Here is a 25,486-nt window from a genome sequence, read left to right as displayed (position 1 = left end):
GGGCAAGTGCACCGCAAAGCATCCATTTGTTGGCAGGATGGACCCATGACTTCGCCTGCCCAGCACCCCGTTATTTGGACCGGAACCTACACCCCCGACGGAGGAGGCCGTGCCGACGGCATCGGCGCCCTGGCCGCTAACCCTGACGGAAGCCTCGGATGGCTGGGGACTGCGGCGAAGACCGACTCGCCGTCGTTCGTTGCCGTTCATCCCACCCTGCCTGTGGTGTACGCAGTTGCGGAGCAGCGCAAAATGGTCCGGGCTTTCCGCCGCTCAGGCGACTTCGGGCTGGAGCCCCTTGGCGATCCGCAACGCGCCGGAGAAGCAACGTGCCATGTCGCTGTGGACCGGCAGGGCCGCTTCGTCACGGTAGCCTGCTGGGGCGACGGCCAGGTCCTGCTCTTCGAACTGGATGCCGACGGCGGGATGACCGGCCGTTTCCCTGCTGCGCCGTCGGTCGATCCCCATACAAGCCTGAATCCGGGTGAGCCCCGGCAGAGCCGCGCCCACGCAAGCCTGATGCTGGCAGACGGGCGCATCATGACGACGGATCTGGGCCACGACACCCTTCGGGTGTGGAACTACGTGCCGGGCACGGGCCTTGTGGCCGACCACGAAGTTGTCCTCCCCTTCGGCAGTGGCCCCCGGCACCTGGTGCAGCACCAGGACGGAAACGTGTTCGTGGTGTCCGAGTACTCCGTTGAAGTGTTCATCGTGAGGCCGGATGCGGGGACATTCGAACTGGTCTTCCGCGGTCCGGCAACCTCGGGCAGCAGCCTCCCGGACGACTCCGGCGCGGAAATCTGCCTCGGCTTCCAAGGTTCCTATGCGTATGTGGGCGTTCGTGGGTCCAACGTCATCAGCGTGCTCAAGGTTGGTGCCGGCGGGACGGAACTGATTCCCGTCAAGGACACACCCAGCGGTGGAAACTGGCCGCGCCACCACCTGGTGAGGGGGAACTGGCTCCACGTGGCCCACGAGCGGTCCGACAACGTGGCCACCTTTGCCCTGGACGCCGTCACGGGCTGCCCGGGAGACGTTGTCCACAACCTGCAGACCCCCTCGCCAACCGCCTTGGTGCCTTCAATCTAGTCGCCCCCGGCTGGGCACTGGGAAGGGCTGGCGAAGACTGCCGGATAGGCGCTGCCGGGCGGCGTCCGGAGCAGCGCTGCCGTGTATGCCCTGCCGCTTGAACACTGCCACTTGAGCCCTGCCGCTTGAGCCCTGCCAACCCGCCTCTGAGGCGGACCGGCAGAGCGGGAGAAACGCGAGGCGGCCCCGGACGCCATCGCACAATCACTGGAGTTATTCAGTGCAAGCGCTTACAGTTGTGACGTGCCTCACGGAAAAGCTGGCTTTCCTGTGACCCGCACTCATCATTGCCGCCTGTTTTTCCTCGGCAAGCCTGAACAGCAGCGACGCTCCCAGGAAGGTCTCACCCTTGTTATTCCGCACCCATTCCAGCGTGTCCGCGCCCGCCCGCACATCCGCCGCTTCCCCACCGGCCCCGCCCTCCCAGACCGAGCGGGCCGAGCGGGCGGACCGCACCGACCGGGCCGAACGGGCCGGCACCACCGCCCGCACCACAACCAAGATCACCGCCAAAACCACCGCCTTCCGTTCAGCCGCGGGCCTGCTGGCGGCCGCCGTCGCAGTTTCAGCGGCAGTCCTCCCCGCCCACGCCGCACCCGGCCCGAAGGACCCGGGCGCAGCGTCGGCCTTCCACTCGCTCCGCGCTCCCGTCACGGACGAGAACTTCTACTTCGTCATGGCCGACCGCTTCAACAACGGGAGCGCCGCAAATGACGACGGCGGGCTGGGCGGCGATCCCATGGTGTCCGGCTTCGACCCCACCAAGAAGGGTTTCTACAACGGCGGAGACCTGGCTGGCCTGCTGGAGAAGATCGATTACATCCAGGGCCTCGGCACCACCTCCATCTGGCTCACCCCCAGCTTCAAGAACAAGGCAGTCCAGCCCGAGGACAAGTCAGCCGGGTACCACGGGTACTGGATCACCGACTTCACGCAGATCGATCCGCACCTCGGCACCAATGATGAGCTGAAAGCCCTCATCGACGAGGCCCACTCCCGCGGCATGAAGGTCTATTTCGACATCATCACCAACCACACCGCGGATGTCATCGGCTATGAAGGAGGCGCCCGCAAGGGATACACCTCCAAGGACGAGGTTCCGTACAAAACCGCGGACGGCGAGGTGTTCGACGACCGCGACTACGCCGGTTCGGAAAGCTTCCCGAAGCTCGACCCGGAAACCTCCTTCCCCTACATCCCGGTACTGGAGGACGGCGAGGAGGACCTGAAGGTTCCCGCCTGGCTGAACGACCCCACGCTGTACCACAACCGGGGCGACACAACCTTCGTCGGCGAGGATGCATACTACGGTGACTTCTTCGGCCTGGACGACCTGTTCACCGAACACCCCACCGTGGTGGACGGCATGAAGGACATCTACAAGACCTGGATCGGCGACTTTGGCGTTGACGGTTTCCGCATCGACACCATGAAGCACGTCAACAACGAGTTCTGGCAGGAGTTCGGCCCGGACGTCCTCAGCTACGCCAAAGCGCAGGGCAAGGACGAGTTCTTTATGTTCGGCGAGGTCTTCGACACCACCAAGAGCTTCACCTCCCAGTACACAACCCGGAACCAGATGCAGGCCGTCCTGGACTTCCCCTTCCAGGACGCCGCCCGCAGCTTCGCCTCCAAGAGCCAGGACGCCCGCACGCTGGAGACGTTCTTCGCCGGAGACGACTGGTACACGGACGCGGACTCGAACGTCTACCAGTTGCCAACGTTCCTCGGGAACCATGACATGGGCCGCATCGGCAGCTTTATCGCCGCGGACAACCCCGGATCGTCCGACGCCGAGCAGGTGGCACGCGACCAGCTCGCCCACGAGCTGATGTACTTCTCCCGCGGCAACCCCGTCATCTACTACGGTGACGAACAGGGCTTCACCGGCCCCGGCGGGGACCAGGACGCCCGCCAGACGCTGTTCGCCAGCCAGGTGCCGGAGTACCTCGACGACGACCTTCTGGGCACGGATGCCACGCACGCCAGCGACAATTTCAACACCGCCCACCCGCTGTACCGCAAGATCAGCGAGCTGGCCGCCCTCACCAGGGAGCACCCGGCCCTGCGCGACGGCGCACACCAGCACCGGTACGCCTCCGAGGGTCAGGGCATCTACGCCTTCTCCCGCACGGACGCCGGGGACCAGCGCGAGTACGTGGTGGCCCTGAACAACAGCGAACAGGCGCAGACCGCGGAGGTGCCCACCTACATCAACAAGCGCAACTACACCCGCATCTACGGAGACGCTGCGGCTGAAACCAAGACGTCCGAGGCCGGCACGCTGACGGTTACGGTCCCGCCGCTCTCCGCCGTGGTGTACCAGTCGTCCGGGCGGATCCCGCACTCCAAGGCCGCGCCCGCCGTCGCCCTCCAGGACCCGGCAGCGGCTCCCGGTGACAACGGGCGCCTCAAGGTGACGGCCGACGTCGGCGGTTCTTCGTTCTACGAGGTCACCTTTGAGGCCAGGACAGCAGGCGGCGAGTGGGTGCCCATCGGCACTGACGACACCGCCCCGTACCAGGTGTTCCATGACGTGGCCGCGCTGGACGCCGGCACGCCCGTGGAGTACCGCGCCACCGTGCTGGACAATGGCGGGCACACCGCCACCTCGCAGCCACGCACGGCGAGCGTGGCGGCTCCCATCGTGACGCTGGACAGGCCCGCAGAGGGCAGCAGCGCCGAGGGCCAGGTGGAGCTGAGTGCCACCGTGGACCCCGAGAAGGCAAGCCACACAGTTACCTTCGAACGAAGCGTGGCGGACGGCGACTGGACCGAGGTGGCCACGGATGATTCCTCGCCCGTGTACTCGGCACAGGACGACGTCTCCGGGCTCGATGACGGCGCCAAGGTGGCCTACCGGGCCTCCTTGAGCGGCCCCGGCTTCAGTGTGGTTAGCGAAACCCGGACCGTGACGGTGGGCGAAGCGCCGCAGCCCGATTCCGTGACGGTTGCCGGTTCCCTGAACCAGGCAATGGGTTGCGCCGAACCCTGGGACCCGGCATGTTCCCAGGCAATGATGGCACTCGACCCCGCGGACAAGATCTGGCGGCTCACAGTGGATCTTCCTGAGGGACAGTACGAATACAAGGCAGCGCTGAACGGCGGCTGGGACGAGAACTACGGTTCCGGCGGTGCGCTCGACGGGCCGAACATCACGCTGGACCATCCCGGCGGCCCGGTGACGTTCCGCTATGACAACAGCACCCGCCTGCTCAGCGCCGTTTACTCCTCCCAGCAGCCCGGTGCCGTAGCGGCTGCCGGGAGCATGAACAGTGAGCTTGGCTGCGGCGCGGACTGGGAGCCTGCCTGCGACCAGGCACAGCTTCAGCTCGATCCGGCTGACCTCGTGTGGAAGTTGTCCGCTCCGGCCCTGCCCGCCGGCACCTATGAATTCAAGGCCGCCCTGGACCGGTCATGGAATGTCAGCTACGGCGCGGGCGGCGCGTCGCCGGGTGCCAACATCGTGTTCGAGCACGGCGGCGGCCCGGCAACCTTCCGCTACGACCACTTCACCCACGTGATGACGGCCGGTTAGCGGAACCCGTTTCACGAACAGTCAATGCGGGGCCACTCCTTCGCCGTTCCGGACTCCGGAAATGGGCGGAGGGTGACCCCGCATTGCTGTTTGCGGCAACAAGCTGTTTGCGGCAACAAGCTGTGTGCGGCAACAGGCTGCTGGCGGACAGTTAGCTGCGCAGGGCCCCTTCAACCGCTGCCAACAGCGTGTTGAAGCGCTGGTTGCCGGGAAGGTCGTCAAGGAACACCGGTTTACCGTCCGGCCCGCCCAGCGGGACCTGCCAGTTTGGATACAGCGCTTCGGTGGTGCCGGGCTGGTTCTGGACCCGCCGCTCCCCCACCGCGTCCACGAGGGCAACACCCAGGAGGACCGACGGCGTCTGGGTGAGCAGGAGGTGCAGCGCCTCGATGGTTTGCTCTTCCGTCTCCGCTTGCCCGCCCGCGGTTGTCCCGGGCAGGTAGCCACGTTCCCGGACCAGGGCGAGCATCTTCTCCAGGGACGCGTTGTGATCCGCGCGTTCCTCCGCCTCGGACCGCTCCAGCAAACCCAGGCCACTGCGCAGCGCCACATGGTCCCCGGCGAGGTAACCGGCAGTAGGCGGAAGGTCGTGGGTGTTGACGCTGGCGAGCGCCTGCGTCCGGTACTTTTCGGGCGCAAGGGGGGAGTCGCCGTCGTACTCGAACCACAGGATGGAGGTACCCAGGATGCCGCGGGCAGCCAGGTAATCGCGCACCCACGGCTCAAAGGTGCCAAGGTCCTCGCCAATCACTACGGCCCCGGCACGCTGCGCCTCCAGGGCGAGGATGCCGATCAGCGCCTCGTGGTCGTAACGCACGTACGCACCGTCGCCCGGGGCATTTCCCACCGGGATCCACCACAGCCGGAACAGGCCCAGGATGTGATCCACCCGGATCCCGCCCGCATGCCGCAGGACGGTGGCCAGCATGTTCCGGAACGGGATGTAGCCGGCCTCGGCCAGGCGCGCCGGATGCCATGGGGGCTGTCCCCAGTCCTGGCCCTGCTGGTTGTACATGTCCGGCGGGGCGCCCACGCTGGTGGCGGGAGCCAGCACGCCGCGCAGTGTCCAGGCGTCGGCGCTGCTGTGGTCCACGCCTACGGCGAGGTCGTGCACCACCCCAAGCCTCATGCCGGAACGCAGCGCAGCCCTCTGGGCCTCTTCGAGCTGCTCGTCGCAGATCCACTGCAGCCACCGGTGGAATCCGATCCGGTCCCCCAGCTTTTCCCGCAGCGCCTCGGCCTCCGGGGTGCCCAGCGCGCAGGCGGGATCGGTCCACAGCGGGTCATCCGGCGCGAGGTCCTCCCGAATGGCGGACCACAGCGCGAAATCGTCCAGTCCCTGCCCGGAGATCCGGCAGAACTCATCGAAGGCAGCCTGCCGGGCCGGGGAGCGGCGTGCGTGGTAGAGCATTTCCAGGGCCTGGAGCTTGGCCGCGTAAACGGCGTTCCGGTCCAGCCGCGCGCCATCCTTGTTCAGCCCGGACACCTCCTCCCGGAGCTTCTCCACCACGGCGCGCCGGCGCGGCTTGAGGTACGCCAGCTCGGGAACAGCCTCGATGCGGATGTAGAGCGGGTTGAAGAACCGGCGTGTGGACGGCGAGTACGGCGACGGCTGCACCGGCGGCACGGGTTCGGCCGCATGCAGCGGGTTGACCAGCACATAGTCGGCCCCGCGTTCGCCGCTGATGGCGGCAAGGTCGGCGAGGTCGGCGAAGTCACCGATCCCCCAGGAGCGCCTGGACCGGACGGAGTACAGCTGTGTGGCCAGCCCCCAGCCGCGGCGCTGTTCGAGCGGCTGCGCGGTGGTGAGCTGGCGCGGCGTCACCACCAGGGTGGCCGACGCGCTGGCGCCGCCGGCCTGTGCGTTCAGGGTATGCCAGCCGAGGGGCAGGTCCTGCGGGAGGGCGAAGGTCATGCGGCGGGTGGCCACGCCGTCGACCTCCCGGGGCTGTTCCCGGACGTCTTCCTGGACCGCGTCTACAGAGCCGGCCCCGCCTTCCAGGGCGATGCCCAGCTGCACTGCGGCGCCATCTCGCACATGGACCGGGACCAGCGCGGGCTCACCCTGCTGGATAACGACGGCGGGAGGCAACATCCGCCGCCAGGGGGCCAGTTCAGCTTCCGCCAGTGCGGCCTCGATGGCCTGGTTCGTGTCCGCCCGCACCCCCAAGGCAGCCAGGACCTTGACCAGCGTCCCTTCAGCCACACTGTGCGGCAGTCCGTCCCAGCCTTGGAACGAGGTGCCCACGCCATGCGCATCGGCCAGTTTCTGGAGCAAATGGGGGTCCACGGCCACGCCGGCAGCAGCCCCGCCCGCCGCGGGCGAAAGCCCGGGAGGGTCTGTTGGCATCCCTGTGCGCTGTGGGTGCTGCTGGTCTGAAGCCGTCATGCGTGTCCGCCTCGTCTGGTGTGATGTCGCCCGAACTTACAGTGCTGCCTGTTGCACCGGGCGCCTGCACCCCCGCGCACAACCGATTGGTTCAGATTATTGCAGGGCGGCGCAGAGACGAAACCAAGGCCTGGATTATGGCCTGGTCACATGCGGGGACCCGCTGCTTCCCGGCTGTTCGTCCCTTCAGCCCGGCCTGTTGGGAGAGGGCTCGGAGCCGTGCCTATCATTGCTTGCGTGAGGGCCCTGTTCACTGTCGGTCACGGGACCGCTTCCCAAGCGGAGTTCGCTTCGCGCCTGCAAGACGCCGGTGTGGCGTCGCTGGTGGACGTCCGGATCGGGCCGGGCAGCAGGAACCACCCGCATTTCGGCAAGGACCGCATGGAGTCGTGGCTTCCCGAGGCTGGCATCAGCTACCGCTGGGAACGGCGGCTTGGTGGCTTCCGCAAGCTTCCTCCCGATTCCCCCGATGCTGCCCTGCGCAATGAGTCGTTCCGGGCCTACGCCGCCTACATGCGCACCGCTGACTTCGCCGCTGCAGCGGCAGAGCTCGTTGCTGCGGCACAGCTGGAACACACTGCGCACACTGCCATCATGTGCAGCGAAACCGTGTGGTGGCGGTGCCACCGTAGGCTCATCGCGGACCATTGCCTCCTGCTCGCCGGGCTGCCCGTCGCACATCTGATGCCGCCGGCCAAGTCCACCCCGCACGTCCCCACCCAGGGCGTGAGGGTCCTGGGGAATGTACTGCGGTACGACGTCCTGGATTGATGCTTGCGGCGGCGCAGTCCGGCCTCTTGACGCAGCGGCACGGGAGTTTTAGCGTCGATACCGATATCCCTTTTACCCGGAAACCAGGGGCATCCCATGCCAATGTCCGACGAGGAACGGCGGCTGCTCAAGGAGCTGGAGCTGGGGCTGATCGCCGACGACCCCCACCTGGCCATGGAGCTGCTCTCCGGCTACCCCGCGCCAAGGTTCCGTTTGGACCTCTTTTTCGGCGCGCTCGCCGGCCTGGCCGGGCTTGTACTGCTGATCGCCGGCCTCAGCGGCCAGATCGTTGTGCTGGTGGTGCTGGGGCTTTCACTCGTGGGGCTGGGCACCGGCCTGCTGCTGGGCAAGTTTTTTCCCGGGCGGGGAAGGCGGCCGGAGCGGCCGGCGGGCTGACCGCCCCGGCGTCAGGACAAAGAGGCTGAAAAGGACGACGGCGGCGCCAAGCCAGCCATGCGGCGGCAACCGCTCACCCACCACCAGGACCGCCAGCCCAGCGGCCACCACGGTTTCAAGCAGGGAAATCCCGGTGGCGGTGCTGGCCCTGATCCTGGCCAGGCCCCATCCAAACAGGACGTACCCGGCGAACATCGGGACCAGGGCCATGTAGGCGCCCACCGAGAAATTGGCCCATGACTCAACCAGGGGCCTGCCGGTGACTGCCAGCACGGGCATCAACAGCAGTCCGCCGAGACCAAAGACTGCCCCCATGGCCGCCCGCGATGACAGCCCGCCGCCGATCAGGCGGTGCGCTGCCCAGGAATAGAGGGCATAGGTGGCGCCGGCCAGCAGGCCCAGGGCTATCCCGGCCAGCGATGTCCAGGAATTGCCGGAGGAACCGGCCGGCGCATGCCCGGCGAAGGACAGCAGTGCTGCGCCCGAGACGCCGAGCAGGGCTCCCGCCATCCAGCGGCGGGTGAGGTGTTTGCCGTCGGCGAAGCGCTCGATGAGCGCGGCTGCCACCGGCGCGGAACCGATGGATACCACCGTTCCCACCGCCACGCCGGAGAGCCGCATGGAACTGTAGAAGGCCAGCGGATAGACAGCCACCGCAGCCGCGCCCAGGGACAGCAAACGCCAGCGGTCCAGCAGGCCCGGCCACTGTTCCCTGACTGCACTGGCGGCGTACAGCGCCTGCAGCAGGCCGCCGATGCCCATGGCTGCCGCACCAATGGCCAGCGGACTCACGGACGGCGCGAACGTGGCAGCGGTGCCCGTGGTGCCCCACAGCACGGAAGCCGCCACCACGCACAAAGCGCCCCAGAGCGGCGCGTGGGCCGAACCGGCCGCCGTTTTCACACGTCCGCCAGCAGCCGGGCAGCGATGGTCCGGCACTCTTTCAGGCACGCATCATTGCCCTCGAGTCCGGCCCGGGCCATGGCACCCTCCAGGAGGAAGGCCAGGTGCCGGGCCAGTCCGGCGGCGCGGCCATCGCCTGCAGGAAGCACCTCGGCCACGTGCCGTGCCAGCAGTTCCTCAACCTCTTCCTTGTGCTTCCGGACCGCCAGCCGCCCCGGCGCACCTGCTGGCAGTTCCGCGGCCGCATTGAGCAGTCCGCATCCACGAAACCCGTTGACGTAGGCGGCGTTGGCATGGTCCGTATAGGCGTCAAAAACGGCCAGCACCCGCTCGCGGGGACTCCTGGCATCCTCCAGCCGCCTGCTGTACAGCCCCAGCCATTCCGCATGCCGGGCCTCGAGGTACGCCGCTACCAGTTCAGCTTTGGAGGCAAAGTTGTTGTAGAGGCTCTTCTTGGCCACCCCGGCTTCGGTGGTGATTGTGTCGATGCCGGTAGCGGCCACGCCCTGTGTATAGAAGAGCCGCGCCGCAGCCTGAAGCAGCAGCGCGCGGGCCGGACGCCTCGGCGGCGCAGGCGTGTGCGCAGCGGTATTCCTGGCGGACAAAAGGCCTCCTTGATGGACGGCGGCAGGTAGGTAGGTCAGTCTACCTATAAATCGGCCGGGGAATATCCAAAGCCCACGTTCTGTTGTTGCTCTGTTCAGGAGGAACTGCATCCAGTCGACAGGAGAACGCACCAATGTCAGTTGACTATGACGCTCCCCGGGTGACGCCCGAGGAGGAGCCCAACAGCGGCTTCGAGGAGCTGAAGACCGAGAAGTCGGGCCGAAGGGAGGCCATCGCCGACGTCGACGAGACCGAGCTCGCGGACAGCTTCGAACTGCCCGGGGCGGACCTGTCCAACGAGGAGCTGCTGATCCAGGTGGTGCCGGTCCAGGCCGACGAGTTCACCTGCATGTCCTGCTTCCTGGTGCACCACCGCAGCCAGCTCGCCAGGGAAAAGGACGGCCGGAAGTACTGCAAGGAGTGTGAGTCCTAGGTCGGCAGCCTTGCGGAAGCGGAACTGTTCCGCTTCCCCCGCCGCCCGGATTGCCAAGTTCAGCTTTCACTCATTGGAATCCCGACTCGTGACAGGAGGCTCCAGGCAGCCATGATGTAGGTCACGCTCCGGCGATGGCCGGCCGACTGGAAAGAAGGAACCCATGTCCCTCAGCGTTGAGGAAATGAACAGGCAGCTCCCGGTTGCCAACGCACTGCCCGGCGAAGCCGTCCCCTACTACATGGCCTCGGGCGAAGGCGCACGCTACGAAATCAACGGCCAGCTGGTGACGGTCATCGCCCGTGCAGCCGATACCGGCGGCATCTTCAGCGCTGCCTACATCTCGGGCGGCATGGGGGCAGAGTCGCCATTCGTCAGCCACAAAGTGGAACACAAGACGCTCTACGTTTTCGACGGGATCCTGCACGTCTGGCTGCCCGGCGAAAGCCGCATCCTCACCCCGGGAGACTCCGTAGTCATTCCCCCCAACACCCCGCACGCGTACCGGATGGCCAGCCACTACACTCGCTTTCTGAACTGGATGACGCCGGGCGGGGCTGAAGCCTACTACGAGCGGGTGGGCACCCCCGTCGATTCGCACGTGCCCCCGGTCCGTGCAGGCCGCACGGCCGGCCTCCAGGAACAGGCTGAAGTGGGGGCGGAGTTCGGGATCACCTTCCCGGACGTCGAGCGCGTGGATCCTTCCTTCAAGCACGACGCCGGCCTGCCGCCCACGCAGAGCCCCTACTTCCTCAGCGCCCACGAGGGCGAGCGGCTGGCCAGCTACCAGACGATGTTCACCTACCTGTCCCGGCCTGCCAACACCGGCTCCAACTACTTCGCTGTGCACACCAAGGGAGCCAAGACGCCCTACATCCCGCTGCACTTCCATTCCGAACACACGGAAAACTTCATCTGCACGGAAGGCCGGATGTGGCTGTATGCCAACGGCCGCGAGGTGCTGCTGACCAAGGGCGACTTCCTGCACGCCCCTGCCGGCACTGTCCACTCCTTCGCCCTGGACTCGCACAACACCCAGATGCTAGGGTTCCTCACGCCGTCGGTCTTCAACGGGTTCTTCGAGTACTTCAACAAGCCCACCGAGGACTACATGTACACCGAAGGCGGGACCCCCTACATGGACATGGAGGGCTTCGGGCGCGCCCAGGCAGAGATGGACCTCACCGTGGTGGGCCCGCCGCCGCAGCGCCGCGCAGCCCTGGAAATCTCCTAGCGCCTCCAGATACCCCAACTTCAGAACCCATGGCCCGGACCTCCGAAAGGAAGTCCGGGCCATGGGGCTTCTATGGACCGTCGGCTGCTGAGTAGATGCCGTTATGGACGTCGAAAACGGCAGTTAGGGAGCAATGGATGGGTATTGCTTCACCAGTTCGCGGCCGTAGTCGTTCCCGTTAGGTGTGCGGACCACGGTGTGCATGTGGAACGGCGCGGGCTCGTCGTTGTCCAGGAAAACCCCAGTGTGGTGGTCGAGTTCCAGCACCACCACAGGACTCTGCAGCCGGAAATAGAACGCTTCCTGGCCATCCCAGCCGCCGATCCAGCTGAAGAAGCTCTCGCCGTACTGCTCATGGATCTCCCGGCGTCGGGCGGCGCGGGGGCCGGCGGGCAGGTAGGCAATATAGTCGTCCACCACCGCGTCCAGGAGGGCGCGGGCTTCTGCCGGCATATCCGCCACCCGGATGCCCTCGTACGGGATCACCCGGTTGTCCTGGAAACACCCGCCAAGGTGGCGTTCATCGCCGGTGTGGATGCGGCCTTCGGGCATGGCGGGGTCCACCATCGATGCGTAGACGGTGGCCGCTGCGCGCAGGTCCGCCGGCAGCGCTGCCATCAGTTCGCGGGCCAGGGAGATCCGCTCCTTGAACACGCGGACGCCCTTGTACGGGCCGTCGTCGATCATGTCCGGCTCGGCACCCATAAATACCGGCGAGACCACCAGCTGGGTTCCCGCCACCAGACAGTTGAGCGCCGCATGGTGGCCAAAGATCTGCCACCCCCACGGTTCCGTTTCGGAAGGGTCGCCGTACAGCGCGAAGTTATAACTGAACTCGTTCATCAGCAGGGGCAGCTCCACCAGGTCCCCCAGGAACCCGTTGATGCGCATCAGGTTGCGGACCAGCTCAAAACCCTCGGCACTCAGGGATGCCTCCACCACGGCCAGGGCAGCATAGCGGACCGGCGTTTCCAACTCATCCAGCCGGAGGCCGGTATCGTGCTGCAGGAATTCCGGGTTCGCCCAGCTCTGCCACTCCGGGGCGTCCACAGCGTAGGTGAGCTTCTTCGCCTGTTCCTGCCCCACCGCTCCCAGGAGCTTCCGGGCTGCCGCCACCATCTCCGCGGTGGGCGCCTCCTCGCCGGGCCGGGCCGGCGCCAGCGGAAACAGCCCCTCACGCCGCACTCCGTCGCTGGTGATCCCCACGAACGGCTGCGGGTACAGCTTCTTCCATCCCTCGATCATGGGGCCGGCGAAGGAGTCCTGCTTAGCTGCCTCGGCGTACCCGCGGGCATCCAGGCCCCGGATGTCCGCGACGCGGGGATGATCGGTGGCAAAGAGGTAATCACGGAATGACGGCGTCGACACGGTTGCTCCTTGTTTCGTCCTGGACGCTGAATGATGTGCCCCGCGGTGATACCCCCGCTCGGGCGAACCCGGCAGCAACGGCCAAAGCTGCCGCTGCGGCCTCGGCCGAACTACCACGCCACGCCACGTGCTGGTCGGGACGGACCAGCACCGAGGGGGCGCCCCACAGATCGGACAGCGGGGTGCCATCGCCGGCGGGCCCCACCACGGCAACTGTTACCGGTATGCCGTGGCGGGCACCGGTTTCCAGCACCTCGGCGAAAGCGAGGTCTGCCGGCACGCCGCCCAGCGCTCCGCCGTCGGCCAGAAGGGTGAAGCCGCCCCCGAGCCGGCTGTACAGGGAGGAGGAATCCCGCAGCCAGGCGTGCGGCAGCAGCGCGCCGGGGGTGGCGGAAGGAACGTAGCGGATGGGATCCTCGGCAGGCACCGGGGATCCGTCCGGCACCACGGCCGGGGAATCAGCATAGGTGTAGCCCAGCACCAGGCCCAGCGAATCAAACTCGCTCTGCTTGACGGCGAGCGCTTCGTGCGCCGCCCGCCGTGCCGCCCCGCCCTCGGGGCCGTCGTGGTCCAGCCGGGGATCGGCGAAGTGATATGCCAGGGCCTTGCCGTTTGCGGCGGCGTCGCGGATGGTCCGCGCTGCCACGGGGCGGCGTTCCAGTCCGTAGCTGTCCAGGAGTTCCGGTCCTGCCCAGCCCTGGATATCGGCGGCAAGCTTCCAGGCGAGGTTGGCGGCGTCGCCAACGCACGTGTTGAATCCGTGCCCGCCCCACGGCGGATTCAGGTGCACGGCGTCCCCCACCAGAAAGATGTTTCCCCGGCTGTACTGCGGGGCCAGGAGCATGCGCGCCGTCCACGGATCCGTGGCCAGCACGTCAACGTCAATATCCGCCGCGTCCGTACCCACCAGGGAGCGGACCTGGGCCGCGGCGTCATTGGGGGCTATCTCCTTGGCGGGGTCCACGCCCTGGATGATGGCCCACCAGGTGTCGGCCAGGTCCATCCGTCCCACCATGCCGGCGGCCTCCGACCCAACCACCCAGTACTGGACGGCGGAATCCAGGGCGATGGCCGGGCCCAGCTTCTTCGAGCGGAACAGGATGCTGATGTTGGACAGTGCAGCGGAGCCGCCTTCCAGGCGGATCCCCAGGCTGCGGCGCACCGCGGAGGAACCGCCGTCGGCCCCCACCACATAGCTGCTTCGGATGGTCGCCGTGCTGCCGGATAGGTCCGTAACGACGGCGGCGTACAGCGGCGACGCGCCGTGACCTGCGCCCTGGCTTTCCGCATGCCGGAGTTCCCGTACTTCCGCGACGCTCCACCCGGTGATGAAGGTGACCAGCGGGTTGCGGGCGGCGGCGGCGCGGAGTACCTCCTCGAGGACTGGCTGCGGGACCTGCTGCCCGCACTCCGGCTGCGGGCCATAACGGCCGGGGACCAGCTGGAACGCATTCCGGAACCGGCGCAGCTCATGGGCTGCAGGTCCGGTGAGGCGGGTGCAGAAAATGACGTCCTGCGCATAATCCACCGGGAGCGGAGCCGCTGCGCGCAGTGCGTCCGCCAGGCCGAGCCGGCGGAGGTGGGTCATGGTGCGCGCATTGGTGGTCTTGGCGCGTGGCCTGGTGTGGTCCACCGAGGTGCGGGGCTCAATCACCGTGCTGGGGATCCCGCGCGTTGCGAGGTCCAGGGCAAGGAACAGGCCGCTCGGTCCCCCGCCGGAGACCAGGACCTGCGCCTCCCCCGGGATCTCGGCCGCTGGGGCGTTCGGGAAGCTGGCCATCAGGCACGGCTCCGGAGCGAGACATCGCCTACCGGAGTGGTGAGAGTGCCGAGCTTGTCGATTTCCACCTCGACGGTGTCGCCCGGCTGCAGGAGCCACTGCGGGGTGCGGGCGTAGCCCACGCCGTCGGGGGTGCCCGTGGCGATTACGTCACCGGGGTGCAGGGTGAAGGTCTGGCTGATCAGCGCAATGATCTCCGGAACGGAGAAGATCATGTCCCGGGTGTTGCCGTTCTGGGCCTCGACGCCGTTGACCCGGGTCCGTACTTGGAGCCCGTCGCGGAGGTCTCCCACCTCGTCGCGGCTGACCAGCGGTCCTAGGGGTCCGCTGAAGTCGCCGTTTTTACCCAACGTCCACTGCGAGGTGAGTTTCTGCGCGGTTCGGGAGGTGATGTCGTTGAAGGTTGAGTAGCCGAAGACTGCCCCGGCTGCGGTGGCCTCATCCGCGGATTGCACCCGCTGCCCGATGTACGCGGCTACTTCGCCTTCCCAGTCCAGGCCGGCCTCGCCGGCGGGTACCGGGACGGGCACGTTGCCCACGGAGAGGGACGCCGTCCACCGGCCGAACAGGGTGGGGTACGGCGGCAATTCCTGATCCTTGTAGCTGCCCTCCGCTGCGTGGGCCTTGTAGTTCAGGCCAACGCAGATGACCCGTGCGGACGCGGGGACGAGCGGTACGTCGGTGACGCTTCTCCGCTCCAGCCAGCTCTCGGCGTCGGACGCGCTGGAGGAGTTGGGTGCCAGCGAAGCGGCTTTGTCCTGCCAGCCGCTGGGGTCGGACCAGAAGTCGTTGACGGGGGCGAGCGGGAAAACGCGGGAGTCCATGAGGGCGGCAGCCCAGGGTTCGCTGTGGTGGGTGATGCCAATGAATTGCATGGCGGGGCCTTTCAGGTCTTGCCGGGCGCGAGGGCGCCGGCGGATTGCGAAAAGATCAGTGCTTCTGCGCCTGGCGGCGGAAGAAATCGATGGTGGCGGCGGTGGCCTGTCGTGCAGCATTCTGGCTCCCGTCCGGCAGTTGCCACATATGGTCCGCGTCCTCCAGCAGGAGAAGGTCGACGGCGGCACCGGCACTTTCCAGTGCTTCGGCCAGGCTGGCGGACTGGGCCACCGGGACGAACCGGTCCGCCGTTCCGTGGACGAGGAGGAAGGGTGGCGCGTCCGGATGCACGTAGGTGAGGGGGCTGGCTGCCTTGGCCTTGTCCGGCGCGCTGGCCGGCTGGGCGCCGATCAGCAGCGCCTCACGGGAGCCGTGGTCATCCGCGCGGGCGACGGCGTCGGGCCGGGCCTGCTCCCCCATGCGGTTCAGGTCCGTAGGCGGGTACCAGGCAGCGACGGCGGCAACATGGTGATCACCGCCGCCGTCCGGGGTGCCGGCCGGCTCAGCGAATTCCGCGGGTCCGGCGGTCAATCCGAGGAGGCATGCGAGGTGGCCGCCTGCCGAATCGCCCCACGCGTAGATCCGGTGCGGATCAACCCCGTAATCGGCAGCATGGGCGCGCAGCCAGCGGACGGCTGCTTTGGCGTCCAGCAGCTGGGCCGGGAACATAGCAACATCTGTCAGGCGGTAGTCGGCGGATGCCACCACGAAGCCGGCTTCCACCAGCTGCTCGATGGGGCTGAGTCCGAAACCGTCCACGGCTGGTCCGAGCGATGACCGCTCCCCCGTCCGCCAGCCGCCGCCGTGGAAGTGGATCACGGCGGGGAACCCGGCCGCGCCGGCGTCAGCGCCGGTATCGGAATCAGCGGGCAGGTACAGGTCCAGCAGCAACGGAGTTGCACCCTCGGGGTGGGAAAACTCGATCCCCTTCAGGACCTGCCCTGCCGTCATCGTTGACTCCATTGTGCGCCGCGCCGTTTCTATCCCCGCCGGCCGCTGCTGCGGACCGCGTCTTCACTCAACTGTGGGGCACGGCTGGTGGTGTCCGCGTGGCCGGTTTCACTGAATGAAACGGGTTCACTCTGCCGTGGCTCCAGCCAGTTCCCGGGCCAGGAAGTCCAGGGCCGCCTGCCCTTCCGGCAGGCCGGCGGTGTGGTTGAGGTGGCCATGGACCGCGCCTTCGGCAAGAAAGAGGGACACCGGAACCGCAGCCTGCTCCAAAGCCGAGGCAAACAGCTCGGTGGAGCCGCGGGCGTCGTCGTACTCGCAGGCAAGCAGCGCGGTGGGCGGAAGCCCGGCGGGGTCGGCGTAGCCGGGCATCGCGTAGGACGGCGCCATGCTGACCGGTCCGCCAACGTAATTCTCCGCCGTCCGGATGCAGTCCTCAAGGGTGAACCTCAGGTGGCGCGGAAGGCCTGCCATGACCGCCTCGTCCAGTCCGCCGGCCGGCGGCGGGAGCTCGGCATCCAGGAAGGGGTAGGCCAACAGGAGCTTGGCAGGCAGCGGCTTGCCGGCGTCAATCAGGTAAAGCGCGGCGCCTACGGCCAGGTTGCCGCCGGCACCGGCACCGCCCAGGCACAGCAGGCCAGGATTCAGCCCCAGGGATTCGGCGTTCTTCCGGGCCCAGAACCACCCGGCCAGCGCGTCGTCGTGCGGGATCGGAAAGGACACGCCGTCGCGGGCCAGCCGGTAGTCCACCGACAGCACCGGCATGCCCCGGTCCGCCAGTACACGTGCGAGGTAATCCGATTCCGGGATGTCCACGCTGCCGCTGACAAAGCCGCCGCCGTGCAGCCACACAAGGGCGGGGCTGTCCGTGCCGGCCGGTTCGCCATAGATCCGGACTGCCACCGGCCCGTGCCGCCCGTCGGCCGTGACAGTGCGGATGGGAACATCGGGTCCCGGGGTCCGGACGGCGTCCGCGTTGAGGAACTGCGGCCCCTCCGGGCTGGCAAGGTATTCGGCGAAACCGGCGGCGATCTGTCCGGGCGCGCCTGCCGGGGCAGCCTCAGGGGAAACCGCTGCTGGTTCTGTTCGTAGTGTCATGGCGTTCCCAGCTTCCGGGAGAAGTAGTCGACGGCGGCGGCCAGGATGGTGCCCAGCTGCTCCTCGGCACCGAAGAAGCAGTGGTCACCGCCCGTAATGGTCACCACCTCGTGTCCCACTCCGACGTCTGCGAGCGCGGCGGCCAACAGGTCGGTTTGCGAGTGCGGGACCAGGCCGTCGGAGTCACCGTGGACCAGCAGGAACGGCACGGCATCAGCGGTCACATGGCTGACGGGGCTGGCCGCGGCCAGCAGTTCCGGATCATCCAAGCCGCCCACCAGCATGAATTCCGGCTGCAGTGGCATCCCCGGCGGGACGGCGGCGGTCAGGGCAGCCGGGAAGAGCCCCTCGGGCGTGCTCATAAGGGGGAGGTCCACCAACGAGGAGACACCGTAGAAGTCGACGACGGCGCTGACGCCGCTGGAGTGCCCCTGCGCACCGAGTCCGCCCTCCAGGTCTTTGCGGTTGCCGGTGAGCCCCAGGAGCGCCGCCAGGTGGCCGCCGGCGGATTCGCCCCAGGCCCCGAACCGGTCCGGATCGATGTTGAGGTGGTCCGCGTATTCCCGGAGGTAGCGGACAGCGGCCTTGAGGTCATGGAGCTGCGCGGGGAACGGCGCTTCCAGGGAGTGCCGGTAGTCAACCGTGGCGCAGGCAATTCCAGCCTGGTTGAGCAGCCGGAACACGGAGTCGGGAGCGAAGGTGGGCGGCAGTTCGCGGCGGTCGCCCAGCTGGAACGCACCGCCGTGGACCCACAGGACGAGCGGCGTGGGCGCGGAGGCGTTGCTCGGCAGCCAGATGTCCATCTTCAACGGCCGGAACCCTATGGCCTTGGCGTAGGTGACTTCGCGATGCACGGCCGAGATGCCGGAGGCCTGCTCCGCTGTTCCTGGCGCGTCAAAGACCGGGAACGGCGGAACCTCCCTGCCTACGGGCCGGGAAACATCCGGGCGGGACGGATCCAGTACGTCGGTAGCGTCATCCACTGTCATAGTGTGCTCCTCATCAGCTCGGGTTGTGCGGTGTCCCCGCCGGTACCGGCGCGGAAAGTATGGTGTCCGGGTCCGACGACGGCGGCCGGCTCGCCAGGCAGCAGCACCTCCGCCGTAGTGCCGGCGGGGATCGTGGCAGTAAGCGTCAGCACGCCGTCGAGCGTTGTCCCCTCCACCACTGCCCATCGCACCTCAATCAGGCCGCGCGGCCCCTTGTGCGCGGTGGACGCGGAGGTGAGGCCGGCGCCCGGGCGCGGCTCGATGAAGATGCGCTCCCAGCCGGCGCTGCCGGGAGACTGGCGGAGCCCGGCCGTGTACCGGTGCAGGAAGGAGACCACGGCGCCCTTGCTGTAGTGGTTGAGCGACTGGTGCGCGGTGCCGTCGGCGTCGATGCCGTTCCACAGTTCCCACATGGTGGTGGCGCCGCGGTCCACCATGGTCAGCCATGAGGGTTCGGAATCCTGCATGAGGAGTTCGTAGGCGAGGTCCAGTTCACCGTTGTCCGCCAAAACGGGCAGCAGGTAGGGCGTGGCCAGGAACCCCGTACCCACGTGCGTGCCGGCGTTCCGGATGAGCGCGGCCAGCTGGGCGGTAACGGTGGAGCGGTGGTGCGGGCCGACCAGGTCAAAGGCGAGGGCGCGGACACAGTCGGCCTGGCTCGGTTCGGTGACCTGGCCATCGGGACCCACGTATTCCTTCTCCCACGCCTGCCGGACGTTTTCCGAGAGTTCCGCCAGCGCCCGCCCTTCCTCCGCCCGGCCCAGGACCGCAGCAGCTTTGGCCATGACCGCCGTGGTGTTCCGGTAATAGGCAGTGGCCACAATCCCATGGTCTGCGGAGCGGGCGGCGAACAGGTCCGGTTTCGGGCCGTCCGGTTCCATCCATTCGCCGAAGTGGAAGCCCGTGTCCCAGAGGTACTTTCCGTGCGGTGCCGGAACCGGGCCGGCATCGGCGCGGACCGGGTGCCGCTGCGACTCTGCGGTGGTCCGGATGAAGCCGAGCCACCTGTTCATCGCATCCCAGTTTTCGGCCAGGACCCCGGCGTCCCCGGTGGCCAGGTAGATCTCCCAGGGCACCATCGCGATCGCATCGCCCCAGCCGCAGGATCCGTTGGTGAACGCCATGAACTCAGCGGAGGTAACCCCGGGACCGGCCGACGGCGAGATGTTGGCGATGATGCCATTCTCCCATTGGTCGGAACGGACGTCCCGGAGCCATTTCCGCGAGAAGCCGGTGACGTCGTAGAGGTACGCGGCGGTGGGCACGAACAGCTGCCAGTCCCCCGTCCAGCCGGCCTTTTCGCGCTGCGGGCAGTCGGTAGGCACCTCGCAGGCGTTGTCCCGGAAGCTCCACTCCACAATGTTGTGGAGCTTGTTGAGCCGCGGGTCGCTGCAGGTGAAGCTGCCCAGGGGCTCCAGGTCCGTCTGGACCAGGCAGGCCGTGATGTCCTCCGCGGCCAAGTCAGTGGTGAGGCCCTGCACGGACACGTACTGGAAGCCGTGGGTGGTGTGCTGCGGCTCAAACACTTCCCCCGCAGCGCCCGACACCGTCACCACGTCAACCTGCCCTGCAGGCAGGAATTGGCCCGGGCGGCGGAAGTCGTGCGGGCGCAGGTGGTCCTGGGTGACGTCGCCCGCGGCATCCACGGCCTCGCCGTACACGAGGGTCACCGGTTCGCCCGTCCCGCCCAGCATGGTGAGCCGCACCCACCCATGGATGTTCTGGCCGAAGTCCACCACCTGGTGGCCGCCGGCCAGCCTGGTGATGGATACCGGCGTGAGTTCTTCCACGATACGGGTGGGCGGCGCCACCGGGCCGGTCAGCGTTACGTAGCTGCCGGGCCGGACGACGGCGGCACTTCCGCAAGGTGCGCCGCCATCGTCCGTGCCGGCACGGAAATCCGTCCGCTGCCCAGCCATGAGGTCCGCGCTGAGGATCTCCGTCCGGGATACCTGCCACGACCCGTCGGTGCCGACGACCGTCCTGCTGCCCCCGGACTGCATCTCCAGCTGCGCAAGGAGGGCCGTGCTGCTGCCGTACATGTCGGCGTCGCGCGTGTATCCGAAGGTTCCGCGGTACCAGCCGTCGGTGAGGACGGCCCTAATGGTGTTGGTGCCGGGCCGCAGCAGTGCCGTGATGTCGTAGGCCTGGACCTGGAGGGTGGTGTTGTAGCTGGTGGAGCCCGGGGTGAGCTGCTGGTCCCCCACCCGCTCGCCGTTCAGGAACAGCTCATAGATGCCGTGGGCGGTGGCGTAGGCGCGGGCTGCCTCCGGAGCCGCGTCCAGGGTGAAGGTCTTGTGGAGGGCGTAGCCGGGGCGATCGCCGGGGGCCGGAACGTCCGGTTCCTCCGGGCCGATCCACTGTCCGGTCCAGTCCCCGGCGTCCAGCAGCCCCAGCTCCACCGGCATGGGATCGGACCATGCGCTCGCCGTTTCCGTGCCGTCGGCGTCTGTGTTCCACGTGCGCACACGCCATTCGAACCGGCTGCGGGACTGGAGCGCCGGGCCGGAGTACGGGACCAGCAGGTGCCCGGCGGATGTGATCTTTCCGGTGTCCCAGCCGTTGTCCGCAGTGATCCGGTAGGCGGTCTGCTGGACAGTGCCGGCCGGCGGGGTCCAGCTGAGCCGAGGTGCGGTTTCCGTGATTCCGAAGGCCTCCCGCAGATGTTCAACGCGGAGCCGGGCGGGCGCCGGCAGCGCCCGGAGCGGGATGTCGACGGCGGCGTCGAGGCTGGTGGAGGTCATTGCAGGCGGACTCCTGAACGTATGGCGGTAACTGTTACAGCTTCCTGTGCGGGCACGTGCAGCCCACACCCGTCTTTCATTGGTTGGAATAGTATTGTGGGGTAGCTCACGCATCGGCGCAGCTCACAACAGACAGTGCAAGGAATCAAGCCATGACCGTCCAGCCGGACACCGACGCCACCCCCGCCCGCGGAAAACGGCCTAAGCAGGGCGAACCGGTGGTGGACCGCGCCCTCAGCCTGCTCGCGGTCTTCTCCGACCGCCGTCGCGCCCTGACGTTGTCAGAGATGGCCCGGTACGCCGGCATGCCCGCACCTACCGCACTGCGGCTGATTGCCCGCCTGGTTGCCTGGGGTGCCTTGGAAAGGCTCGACGACGGCCGTTACGTTGTGGGGGTCCGGCTGTGGGAGGTCGCGTCACTGTCGCCGCGCGGGCATGGCGTGCGGGAAATCGCGCTCCCCTACCTGGAGGACCTTTTCGAGGTGACCAGGCACCACGTCCTGCTGGCCGTCCGTGACAACGAGCAGGCGGTGCTGATCGAACGGCTGTCCTCCAAGGACGCCACCGAGGTGGCGTACCGGGTGGGCGGCCGGGCTCCGCTGCGGTCCACCGCCGTGGGCCTGGTCCTGCTGGCCGGAGCTGACCAACAGTTCCAGGAGACCATCCTGCGGAAGCCTCCCGAAAACGAGCCCGGCGTTCCGGACATGCCCGAGGGCCAGGTACGCCGCACGCTGTCTGACGTCCGGCGCACGGGGATCGCGATGATCCGCCGCAGCCTGCCCTCCCGGACCGTTTCGGTTGCCTCGCCCATCTTCGACGCCCAGGGCTCGGTGGTGGCCGCGCTGTCCATCGTGGTCCCGGACGGTTCCACTCCCCCGAATGTGCTGGCCCCGGCCGTCCGCGCCGCGGCACGCGCCGTCTCGAGGAACCTGGGCCACCACGCGGAGGTCAGCCCCGACGTGCGGACCCACTCCAGGGGGTAGGCTGCGGCGCTGCACCGTGCGTGCACCAGCACCGACTCCCGAATGGTCACAGGATCCTGACGCTGGCTCCGCTGATGTGCACTTCGGTGAGCTGGACGCGTTCGTCCGGGGTGTTGTTCGGCCAGTGGAAGGCCAGGTAGTCCCGCCCGGTGGACGCGCGGAGGACCATGCCGTGACCTCCGTTGCTGGACCACAGGGGGCTATCGTGCTGAATCCACGGCCCCGCGACGGTTCCGCTCTCCGACTCGGCGATGCCCATTGCGTACCCTGCCTCACCATGGCTTGACCAAAGCATTAGCAGTGTCTCCTCGTTGGAGCGGAGCAGGAAGGGCCCGTCGGTGAACAGTGGATCTTTGGCAAGGTGCAGGTCCTTTGGAGGTTCCACCCCTTGTGGAAACCGCAGCGGCCGGGTCCAGCCCGCCGAGGAGGCGGCGAACAACAGGATCGGCTCACCAACGCCGGTGCGCAGGTCCTCTGACAGCCGGAGGGCGTACATTTCACCGTCGGCGATCCCCGGGCTGTCGGATGTCCCTTCCGTCCCGCGACTATAGACAAGCCACCGCGTGGAGTCATCATCGATGTGAAGGGTTCCGTCCAGGCACGGTTCGTTAGCCGGTGTCACCGGCCCGTCACTCCACGGCTGGTAGGGGCCGGCGGGCTGGTCGGAGACAAGGACTGCGACTCCACGGGATCGGGCGCGGGTGGAGTCAGCGAAGGTGGCGAACATAAAGAACCGTCCTTCCAGAGCATGAACCTCCGGCGCCCAGTACTGGGTATCCGCCCAAAAGCCCGGTGGTGGGCGGAACGCGGGGATGGGGCCATCCCAATGATCGAGGTCGTTACTGGTGTAGCAGTCGAAGCCAGTCGCTGGTCCGCCCCAGACGTTCTGGTCGCTGGTCCCGAACAGGACAAACTCGCCTGGAACCGTCTCAAGGATGAACGGGTCGCGCATCCGGATCTCCCCGAGGCGCAGTTGTTGCACAGCCGCCGGCTGGTTGCTCCGGCCCATCAGCAGCTTTCCTGGTGGATCAGGTGGGCAGCCACAATACAGTGGTCAAAGCGGTGGGTGCCGCCCTGGACGGTGCGGGGCTCACCGCCCGGAAGGACGACGTCGGCCTCCACCCCCTCAGGTACGGTCGCCTCGAGGTGGAGCGCGCCGTCGTCGAGCCTCCATTCCACGCGGACGGGTCCGTGCGGCGTCTTTAAGGAGGTCTTTGCCCAGTCGATTCCCTGCCCCGGGACGGGCGCAATGCGCACTTTCGCGTATCCGGGCGCCAGCGGGCTGATGCCGCCCACCGTTTTGTGCATCCAGTCGGCCACCGCGCCCAGGGCGTAGTGGTTGAAGCTGGTCATCTCGCCAGGGTTGATGGTGCCGTCCGGAAGCATCGAATCCCAGCGCTCCCAGACAGTCGTGGCGCCCATGGTCACGGGGTAGAGCCAGGACGGGCAGCCCTCCTCCAGGAGCAGGCGGTAGGCCTCGTCAGCGTGGCCGGTGTCGGTGAGGGCGTGAGTGATGAAAGGGGTGCCGGCAAAGCCCGTGGAGACGCGGTAGTCGTTTTTCCGGACCAGTTCGGCGAGGCGTTCTCCGGCAAAGTCGACGTGCTCCCGGTTGGGAAGGATCCCGAAGGTAATCGCCAGCGCGTAGACCGTGGTGCAGTCGCTGTGGATAGTGCCGTCGCCGGACACGTAGTGTTCCAGGAACGAGGCCTGGACACGCGCAGCAAGCTGGTCAAAATAATCGGCGTCGTCCTGGTGTCCCAGCAGCCGCGCCGTTTGGGCAGTGATGGAGGCGGTGCGGAACATGCACGTGGTGGCTACCACGCCGGTGTCCGCCTTGGCGTCCCACGGCTTGTCCGGCTCGGCGTCGGGGTCCAGCCAGTCGCCGAACTGGAAACCCGTGTCCCAGAGTCCGGTGGGTGAGAGCAGGCCCTCCACCCGGCGGGTGTGCGCGGCCATGGATTCGTACTGGTTTTTCAGGACGGTGTCATCGCCGTAGGCCTCCCACAGTGCCCACGGAACCCAGACGGACGCTTCGCTCCACAGCGCCGAGGATTCCGGCGCCGGAAACTCAGGCGGCTGCGGGCAGTACTTCAGGGCGTCCGGCACGGTGATGGGCACCAGCCCGTCACCTGCTTTCTGCTCCGCGGCGAGGTCAAGGAGCCAGTCCTGCAGGAAGCCCCTGACGTCGTACAGGAAGGCGGCAGTGGGCGCGAAGACGGCGATATCCCCGGTCCAGCCGAGCCGCTCGTCCCGCTGCGGGCAGTCGGTGGGCAGGTCCAGGAAGTTGCCCCGGAGGCCCCAGACAATGTTGCGGTGCAACTGGTTGACGAGTTCGTTGGAGCATTCAAAGGTGCCGGTGCGCTCGAGATCCGAGTGGACCACCACGGCCTCAACCGAATCCTCGGTGAGCGGTCCGGGCCAGCCGTTGATTTCGGCGTAGCGGAAGCCGTGGAACGTCTTGGTGGGTTCAAAGAAGTCCTGGCCGCCGGACAGGACGAACGTGTCCGCAGCCTTGGCCGAACGGAGCGGCCGGACGCCCAACTCACCGTTCTCGAGCACTTCGGCGTGGCGGATGGTAATGGCGTGCCCTGCCTCGCCCTGGAGGGAGAACCGCAGCCAGCCCACCAGGTTCTGGCCGAAGTCCACCAGCGTCCGGCCGGTGGGTGAGGTGAAGATTTCCACGGGACGGACGACGCCGGCCCGCACCACCGGCGGGCCCACCGGCTCAGCCAGCCGGTCGACGTCGAACTCCAGCACACGCACGCCCGCCCAGCTGCCGGGACCAGTTCCGGCGCCCGGTTCGGCCCAGCCGTCCTGGTTCCGGCGGGCGTCGATGGCCTGCCCGTCATAGAGGTCGTTGAAGGTGGTTGCAGAGGGACCCGACTGCCAGGTGGAGTCAGAGCCCACGGACTGGATGTGTCCGTCCTCAAACTCGATGTCCAGCTGCCCGAAGAAGCCCAGCTCGCTGCCGTAGAGGTTGGACATGCCGTGCCAGGCCAGGCGTCCGCGGTACCAGCCGTTGCCCAGGGACACACCGATCACCGTGGTGGGCCCCAGTAGGGCCGTGACGTCATAGCTGCGGTAGCGGAGCCGCCACTCGTAGGAGCTCCAGCCCGGGCTCAGCACGTCCTCGCCCACCGGCGCTCCATTGATGAACGCCTCATAGACGCCAAAGGCGGTGGCACGCAGTGTGGCCCGGGCAACGCCGCCGTGTCCCTCCGCAAGCTGGAATTCCTTGCGGAGGAGCGGGGCGCCGTCGAAGTCCTGCTCGGGCGAAATCATGGCAGCGAGCCAGGGAGTGGAAGTCATTGAAGGAGCGGTCCGTTCTGAAAATGGCG

Annotated in this window: 19 protein-coding genes; 7 read left to right on the top strand and 12 right to left on the bottom strand. The window is 67.6% G+C overall.

Annotated elements, in window-relative coordinates; translation table 11 throughout:
- Nucleotides 1–45 precede the first annotated feature (45 nt).
- The gene (locus tag IEX33_RS07605) at nt 46–1,092 is read left to right on the top strand and encodes a lactonase family protein (RefSeq protein ID WP_188729023.1); all 1,047 of its coding nucleotides are present in this window, start codon (nt 46–48) and stop codon (nt 1,090–1,092) included.
- Between the two features lie 349 nt (nt 1,093–1,441).
- Entirely contained in the window at nt 1,442–4,630 is a 3,189-nt protein-coding gene (locus IEX33_RS07600) for an alpha-amylase family glycosyl hydrolase (protein ID WP_407681607.1), read from the top strand.
- Nucleotides 4,631–4,781: 151 nt separating this feature from the next.
- Here the strand turns inward: IEX33_RS07600 and malQ are convergent, their stop codons facing one another.
- Complete coding sequence (gene malQ, locus IEX33_RS07595) at nt 4,782–7,019, bottom strand: 4-alpha-glucanotransferase (RefSeq protein ID WP_188729021.1); 2,238 nt, start codon at nt 7,017–7,019, stop codon at nt 4,782–4,784.
- A 237-nt stretch (nt 7,020–7,256) separates the two neighbouring features.
- Here malQ and IEX33_RS07590 point away from each other — a divergent pair, with 237 nt between their 5' ends.
- Complete coding sequence (locus IEX33_RS07590) at nt 7,257–7,790, top strand: DUF488 domain-containing protein (RefSeq protein ID WP_229675280.1); 534 nt, start codon at nt 7,257–7,259, stop codon at nt 7,788–7,790.
- A 96-nt stretch (nt 7,791–7,886) separates the two neighbouring features.
- Nucleotides 7,887–8,186, top strand: a complete 300-nt coding sequence (locus tag IEX33_RS07585) for a DUF3040 domain-containing protein (protein ID WP_229675279.1) — start codon at nt 7,887–7,889, stop codon at nt 8,184–8,186.
- Here IEX33_RS07585 and IEX33_RS07580 read toward each other — a convergent pair.
- Entirely contained in the window at nt 8,103–9,089 is a 987-nt protein-coding gene (locus IEX33_RS07580; RefSeq protein WP_229675278.1) for a DMT family transporter, read from the bottom strand. The genes IEX33_RS07585 and IEX33_RS07580 overlap by 84 nt on opposite strands.
- Entirely contained in the window at nt 9,086–9,694 is a 609-nt protein-coding gene (locus IEX33_RS07575; RefSeq protein WP_229675277.1) for a TetR/AcrR family transcriptional regulator, read from the bottom strand. Before IEX33_RS07575 ends, IEX33_RS07580 begins: the two co-directional genes overlap by 4 nt.
- A 134-nt stretch (nt 9,695–9,828) precedes the next feature.
- Between IEX33_RS07575 and IEX33_RS07570 the strand changes: the two genes are divergently transcribed.
- Together IEX33_RS07570 and IEX33_RS07565 are read left to right on the top strand one after the other, a co-directional pair.
- A complete protein-coding gene (locus tag IEX33_RS07570) occupies nt 9,829–10,128 on the top strand; it encodes a DUF4193 domain-containing protein (protein WP_174178421.1) in 300 nt (99 codons plus the stop codon).
- A 163-nt stretch (nt 10,129–10,291) separates the two neighbouring features.
- Nucleotides 10,292–11,362: a quercetin 2,3-dioxygenase gene (locus IEX33_RS07565; RefSeq protein WP_188729018.1), complete on the top strand. Its 1,071-nt coding sequence runs from the start codon at nt 10,292–10,294 to the stop codon at nt 11,360–11,362.
- 123 nt (nt 11,363–11,485) lie between these two features.
- Here IEX33_RS07565 and IEX33_RS07560 read toward each other — a convergent pair whose 3' ends face one another.
- The 7 genes from IEX33_RS07560 to IEX33_RS07530 all read right to left on the bottom strand — a co-directional run bounded on the left by IEX33_RS07560 (nt 11,486) and on the right by IEX33_RS07530 (nt 21,165).
- Nucleotides 11,486–12,730 (bottom strand): DUF3500 domain-containing protein, encoded by a 1,245-nt coding sequence (locus tag IEX33_RS07560; protein WP_188729017.1) that lies wholly within the window; start codon nt 12,728–12,730, stop codon nt 11,486–11,488.
- Nucleotides 12,708–14,510, bottom strand: coding sequence for an FAD-dependent monooxygenase (locus IEX33_RS07555; RefSeq protein WP_188729016.1), 1,803 nt, complete (start codon nt 14,508–14,510; stop codon nt 12,708–12,710). Before IEX33_RS07555 ends, IEX33_RS07560 begins: the two co-directional genes overlap by 23 nt.
- Entirely contained in the window at nt 14,510–15,385 is an 876-nt protein-coding gene (locus IEX33_RS07550; protein ID WP_188729015.1) for a fumarylacetoacetate hydrolase family protein, read from the bottom strand. The genes IEX33_RS07555 and IEX33_RS07550 overlap by 1 nt, the downstream gene beginning before the upstream one ends.
- 55 nt (nt 15,386–15,440) lie before the next feature.
- On the bottom strand, nt 15,441–16,337 hold the full coding sequence (locus IEX33_RS07545) for an alpha/beta hydrolase (RefSeq protein WP_188729014.1): 897 nt from the start codon (nt 16,335–16,337) through the stop codon (nt 15,441–15,443).
- A 126-nt stretch (nt 16,338–16,463) separates the two neighbouring features.
- Nucleotides 16,464–17,432 (bottom strand): alpha/beta hydrolase, encoded by a 969-nt coding sequence (locus IEX33_RS07540; protein ID WP_188729013.1) that lies wholly within the window; start codon nt 17,430–17,432, stop codon nt 16,464–16,466.
- On the bottom strand, nt 17,429–18,421 hold the full coding sequence (locus tag IEX33_RS07535) for an alpha/beta hydrolase (protein WP_188729012.1): 993 nt from the start codon (nt 18,419–18,421) through the stop codon (nt 17,429–17,431). The genes IEX33_RS07540 and IEX33_RS07535 overlap by 4 nt, the downstream gene beginning before the upstream one ends.
- Entirely contained in the window at nt 18,418–21,165 is a 2,748-nt protein-coding gene (locus tag IEX33_RS07530) for an alpha-L-rhamnosidase (protein WP_188729011.1), read from the bottom strand. The genes IEX33_RS07535 and IEX33_RS07530 overlap by 4 nt, the downstream gene beginning before the upstream one ends.
- 152 nt (nt 21,166–21,317) lie before the next feature.
- Between IEX33_RS07530 and IEX33_RS07525 the strand changes: the two genes are divergently transcribed.
- Nucleotides 21,318–22,148 (top strand): IclR family transcriptional regulator, encoded by an 831-nt coding sequence (locus IEX33_RS07525; protein WP_188729010.1) that lies wholly within the window; start codon nt 21,318–21,320, stop codon nt 22,146–22,148.
- A 46-nt stretch (nt 22,149–22,194) separates the two neighbouring features.
- Here IEX33_RS07525 and IEX33_RS07520 read toward each other — a convergent pair whose 3' ends face one another.
- Both IEX33_RS07520 and IEX33_RS07515 read right to left on the bottom strand, forming a co-directional pair.
- Nucleotides 22,195–23,157 carry a glycoside hydrolase family 43 protein gene (locus IEX33_RS07520; protein WP_229675276.1) on the bottom strand — a complete coding sequence of 321 codons (963 nt, stop codon included), beginning with the start codon at nt 23,155–23,157 and terminating at the stop codon, nt 22,195–22,197.
- Entirely contained in the window at nt 23,157–25,457 is a 2,301-nt protein-coding gene (locus IEX33_RS07515; RefSeq protein WP_188729008.1) for a family 78 glycoside hydrolase catalytic domain, read from the bottom strand. The genes IEX33_RS07520 and IEX33_RS07515 overlap by 1 nt, the downstream gene beginning before the upstream one ends.
- Nucleotides 25,458–25,486: the final 29 nt, after the last annotated feature.

The organism is Pseudarthrobacter scleromae (assembly GCF_014644515.1).
Classification (GTDB): Bacteria; Actinomycetota; Actinomycetes; order Actinomycetales; family Micrococcaceae; genus Arthrobacter; species Arthrobacter scleromae.
Note: the sequence above shows the minus strand (reverse complement) of the source record. Positions and strands in the feature narration are given on the sequence as shown.

Excerpts from the sequence above, each read along its gene's own strand:
- IEX33_RS07605 (WP_188729023.1), top strand. The coding sequence starts at position 46 with ATGACTTCGCCTGCCCAGCACCCCGTTATTTGGACCGGAACCTACACC.
- malQ (WP_188729021.1), bottom strand. The coding sequence starts at position 7,019 with ATGACGGCTTCAGACCAGCAGCACCCACAGCGCACAGGGATGCCAACA.
- IEX33_RS07585 (WP_229675279.1), top strand. The coding sequence starts at position 7,887 with ATGCCAATGTCCGACGAGGAACGGCGGCTGCTCAAGGAGCTGGAGCTG.
- IEX33_RS07570 (WP_174178421.1), top strand. The coding sequence starts at position 9,829 with ATGTCAGTTGACTATGACGCTCCCCGGGTGACGCCCGAGGAGGAGCCC.
- IEX33_RS07565 (WP_188729018.1), top strand. The coding sequence starts at position 10,292 with ATGTCCCTCAGCGTTGAGGAAATGAACAGGCAGCTCCCGGTTGCCAAC.
- IEX33_RS07555 (WP_188729016.1), bottom strand. The coding sequence starts at position 14,510 with ATGGCCAGCTTCCCGAACGCCCCAGCGGCCGAGATCCCGGGGGAGGCG.
- IEX33_RS07550 (WP_188729015.1), bottom strand. The coding sequence starts at position 15,385 with ATGCAATTCATTGGCATCACCCACCACAGCGAACCCTGGGCTGCCGCC.
- IEX33_RS07545 (WP_188729014.1), bottom strand. The coding sequence starts at position 16,337 with ATGACGGCAGGGCAGGTCCTGAAGGGGATCGAGTTTTCCCACCCCGAG.
- IEX33_RS07540 (WP_188729013.1), bottom strand. The coding sequence starts at position 17,432 with ATGACACTACGAACAGAACCAGCAGCGGTTTCCCCTGAGGCTGCCCCG.
- IEX33_RS07535 (WP_188729012.1), bottom strand. The coding sequence starts at position 18,421 with ATGACAGTGGATGACGCTACCGACGTACTGGATCCGTCCCGCCCGGAT.
- IEX33_RS07530 (WP_188729011.1), bottom strand. The coding sequence starts at position 21,165 with ATGACCTCCACCAGCCTCGACGCCGCCGTCGACATCCCGCTCCGGGCG.
- IEX33_RS07525 (WP_188729010.1), top strand. The coding sequence starts at position 21,318 with ATGACCGTCCAGCCGGACACCGACGCCACCCCCGCCCGCGGAAAACGG.
- IEX33_RS07520 (WP_229675276.1), bottom strand. The coding sequence starts at position 23,157 with ATGGGCCGGAGCAACCAGCCGGCGGCTGTGCAACAACTGCGCCTCGGG.
- IEX33_RS07515 (WP_188729008.1), bottom strand. The coding sequence starts at position 25,457 with ATGACTTCCACTCCCTGGCTCGCTGCCATGATTTCGCCCGAGCAGGAC.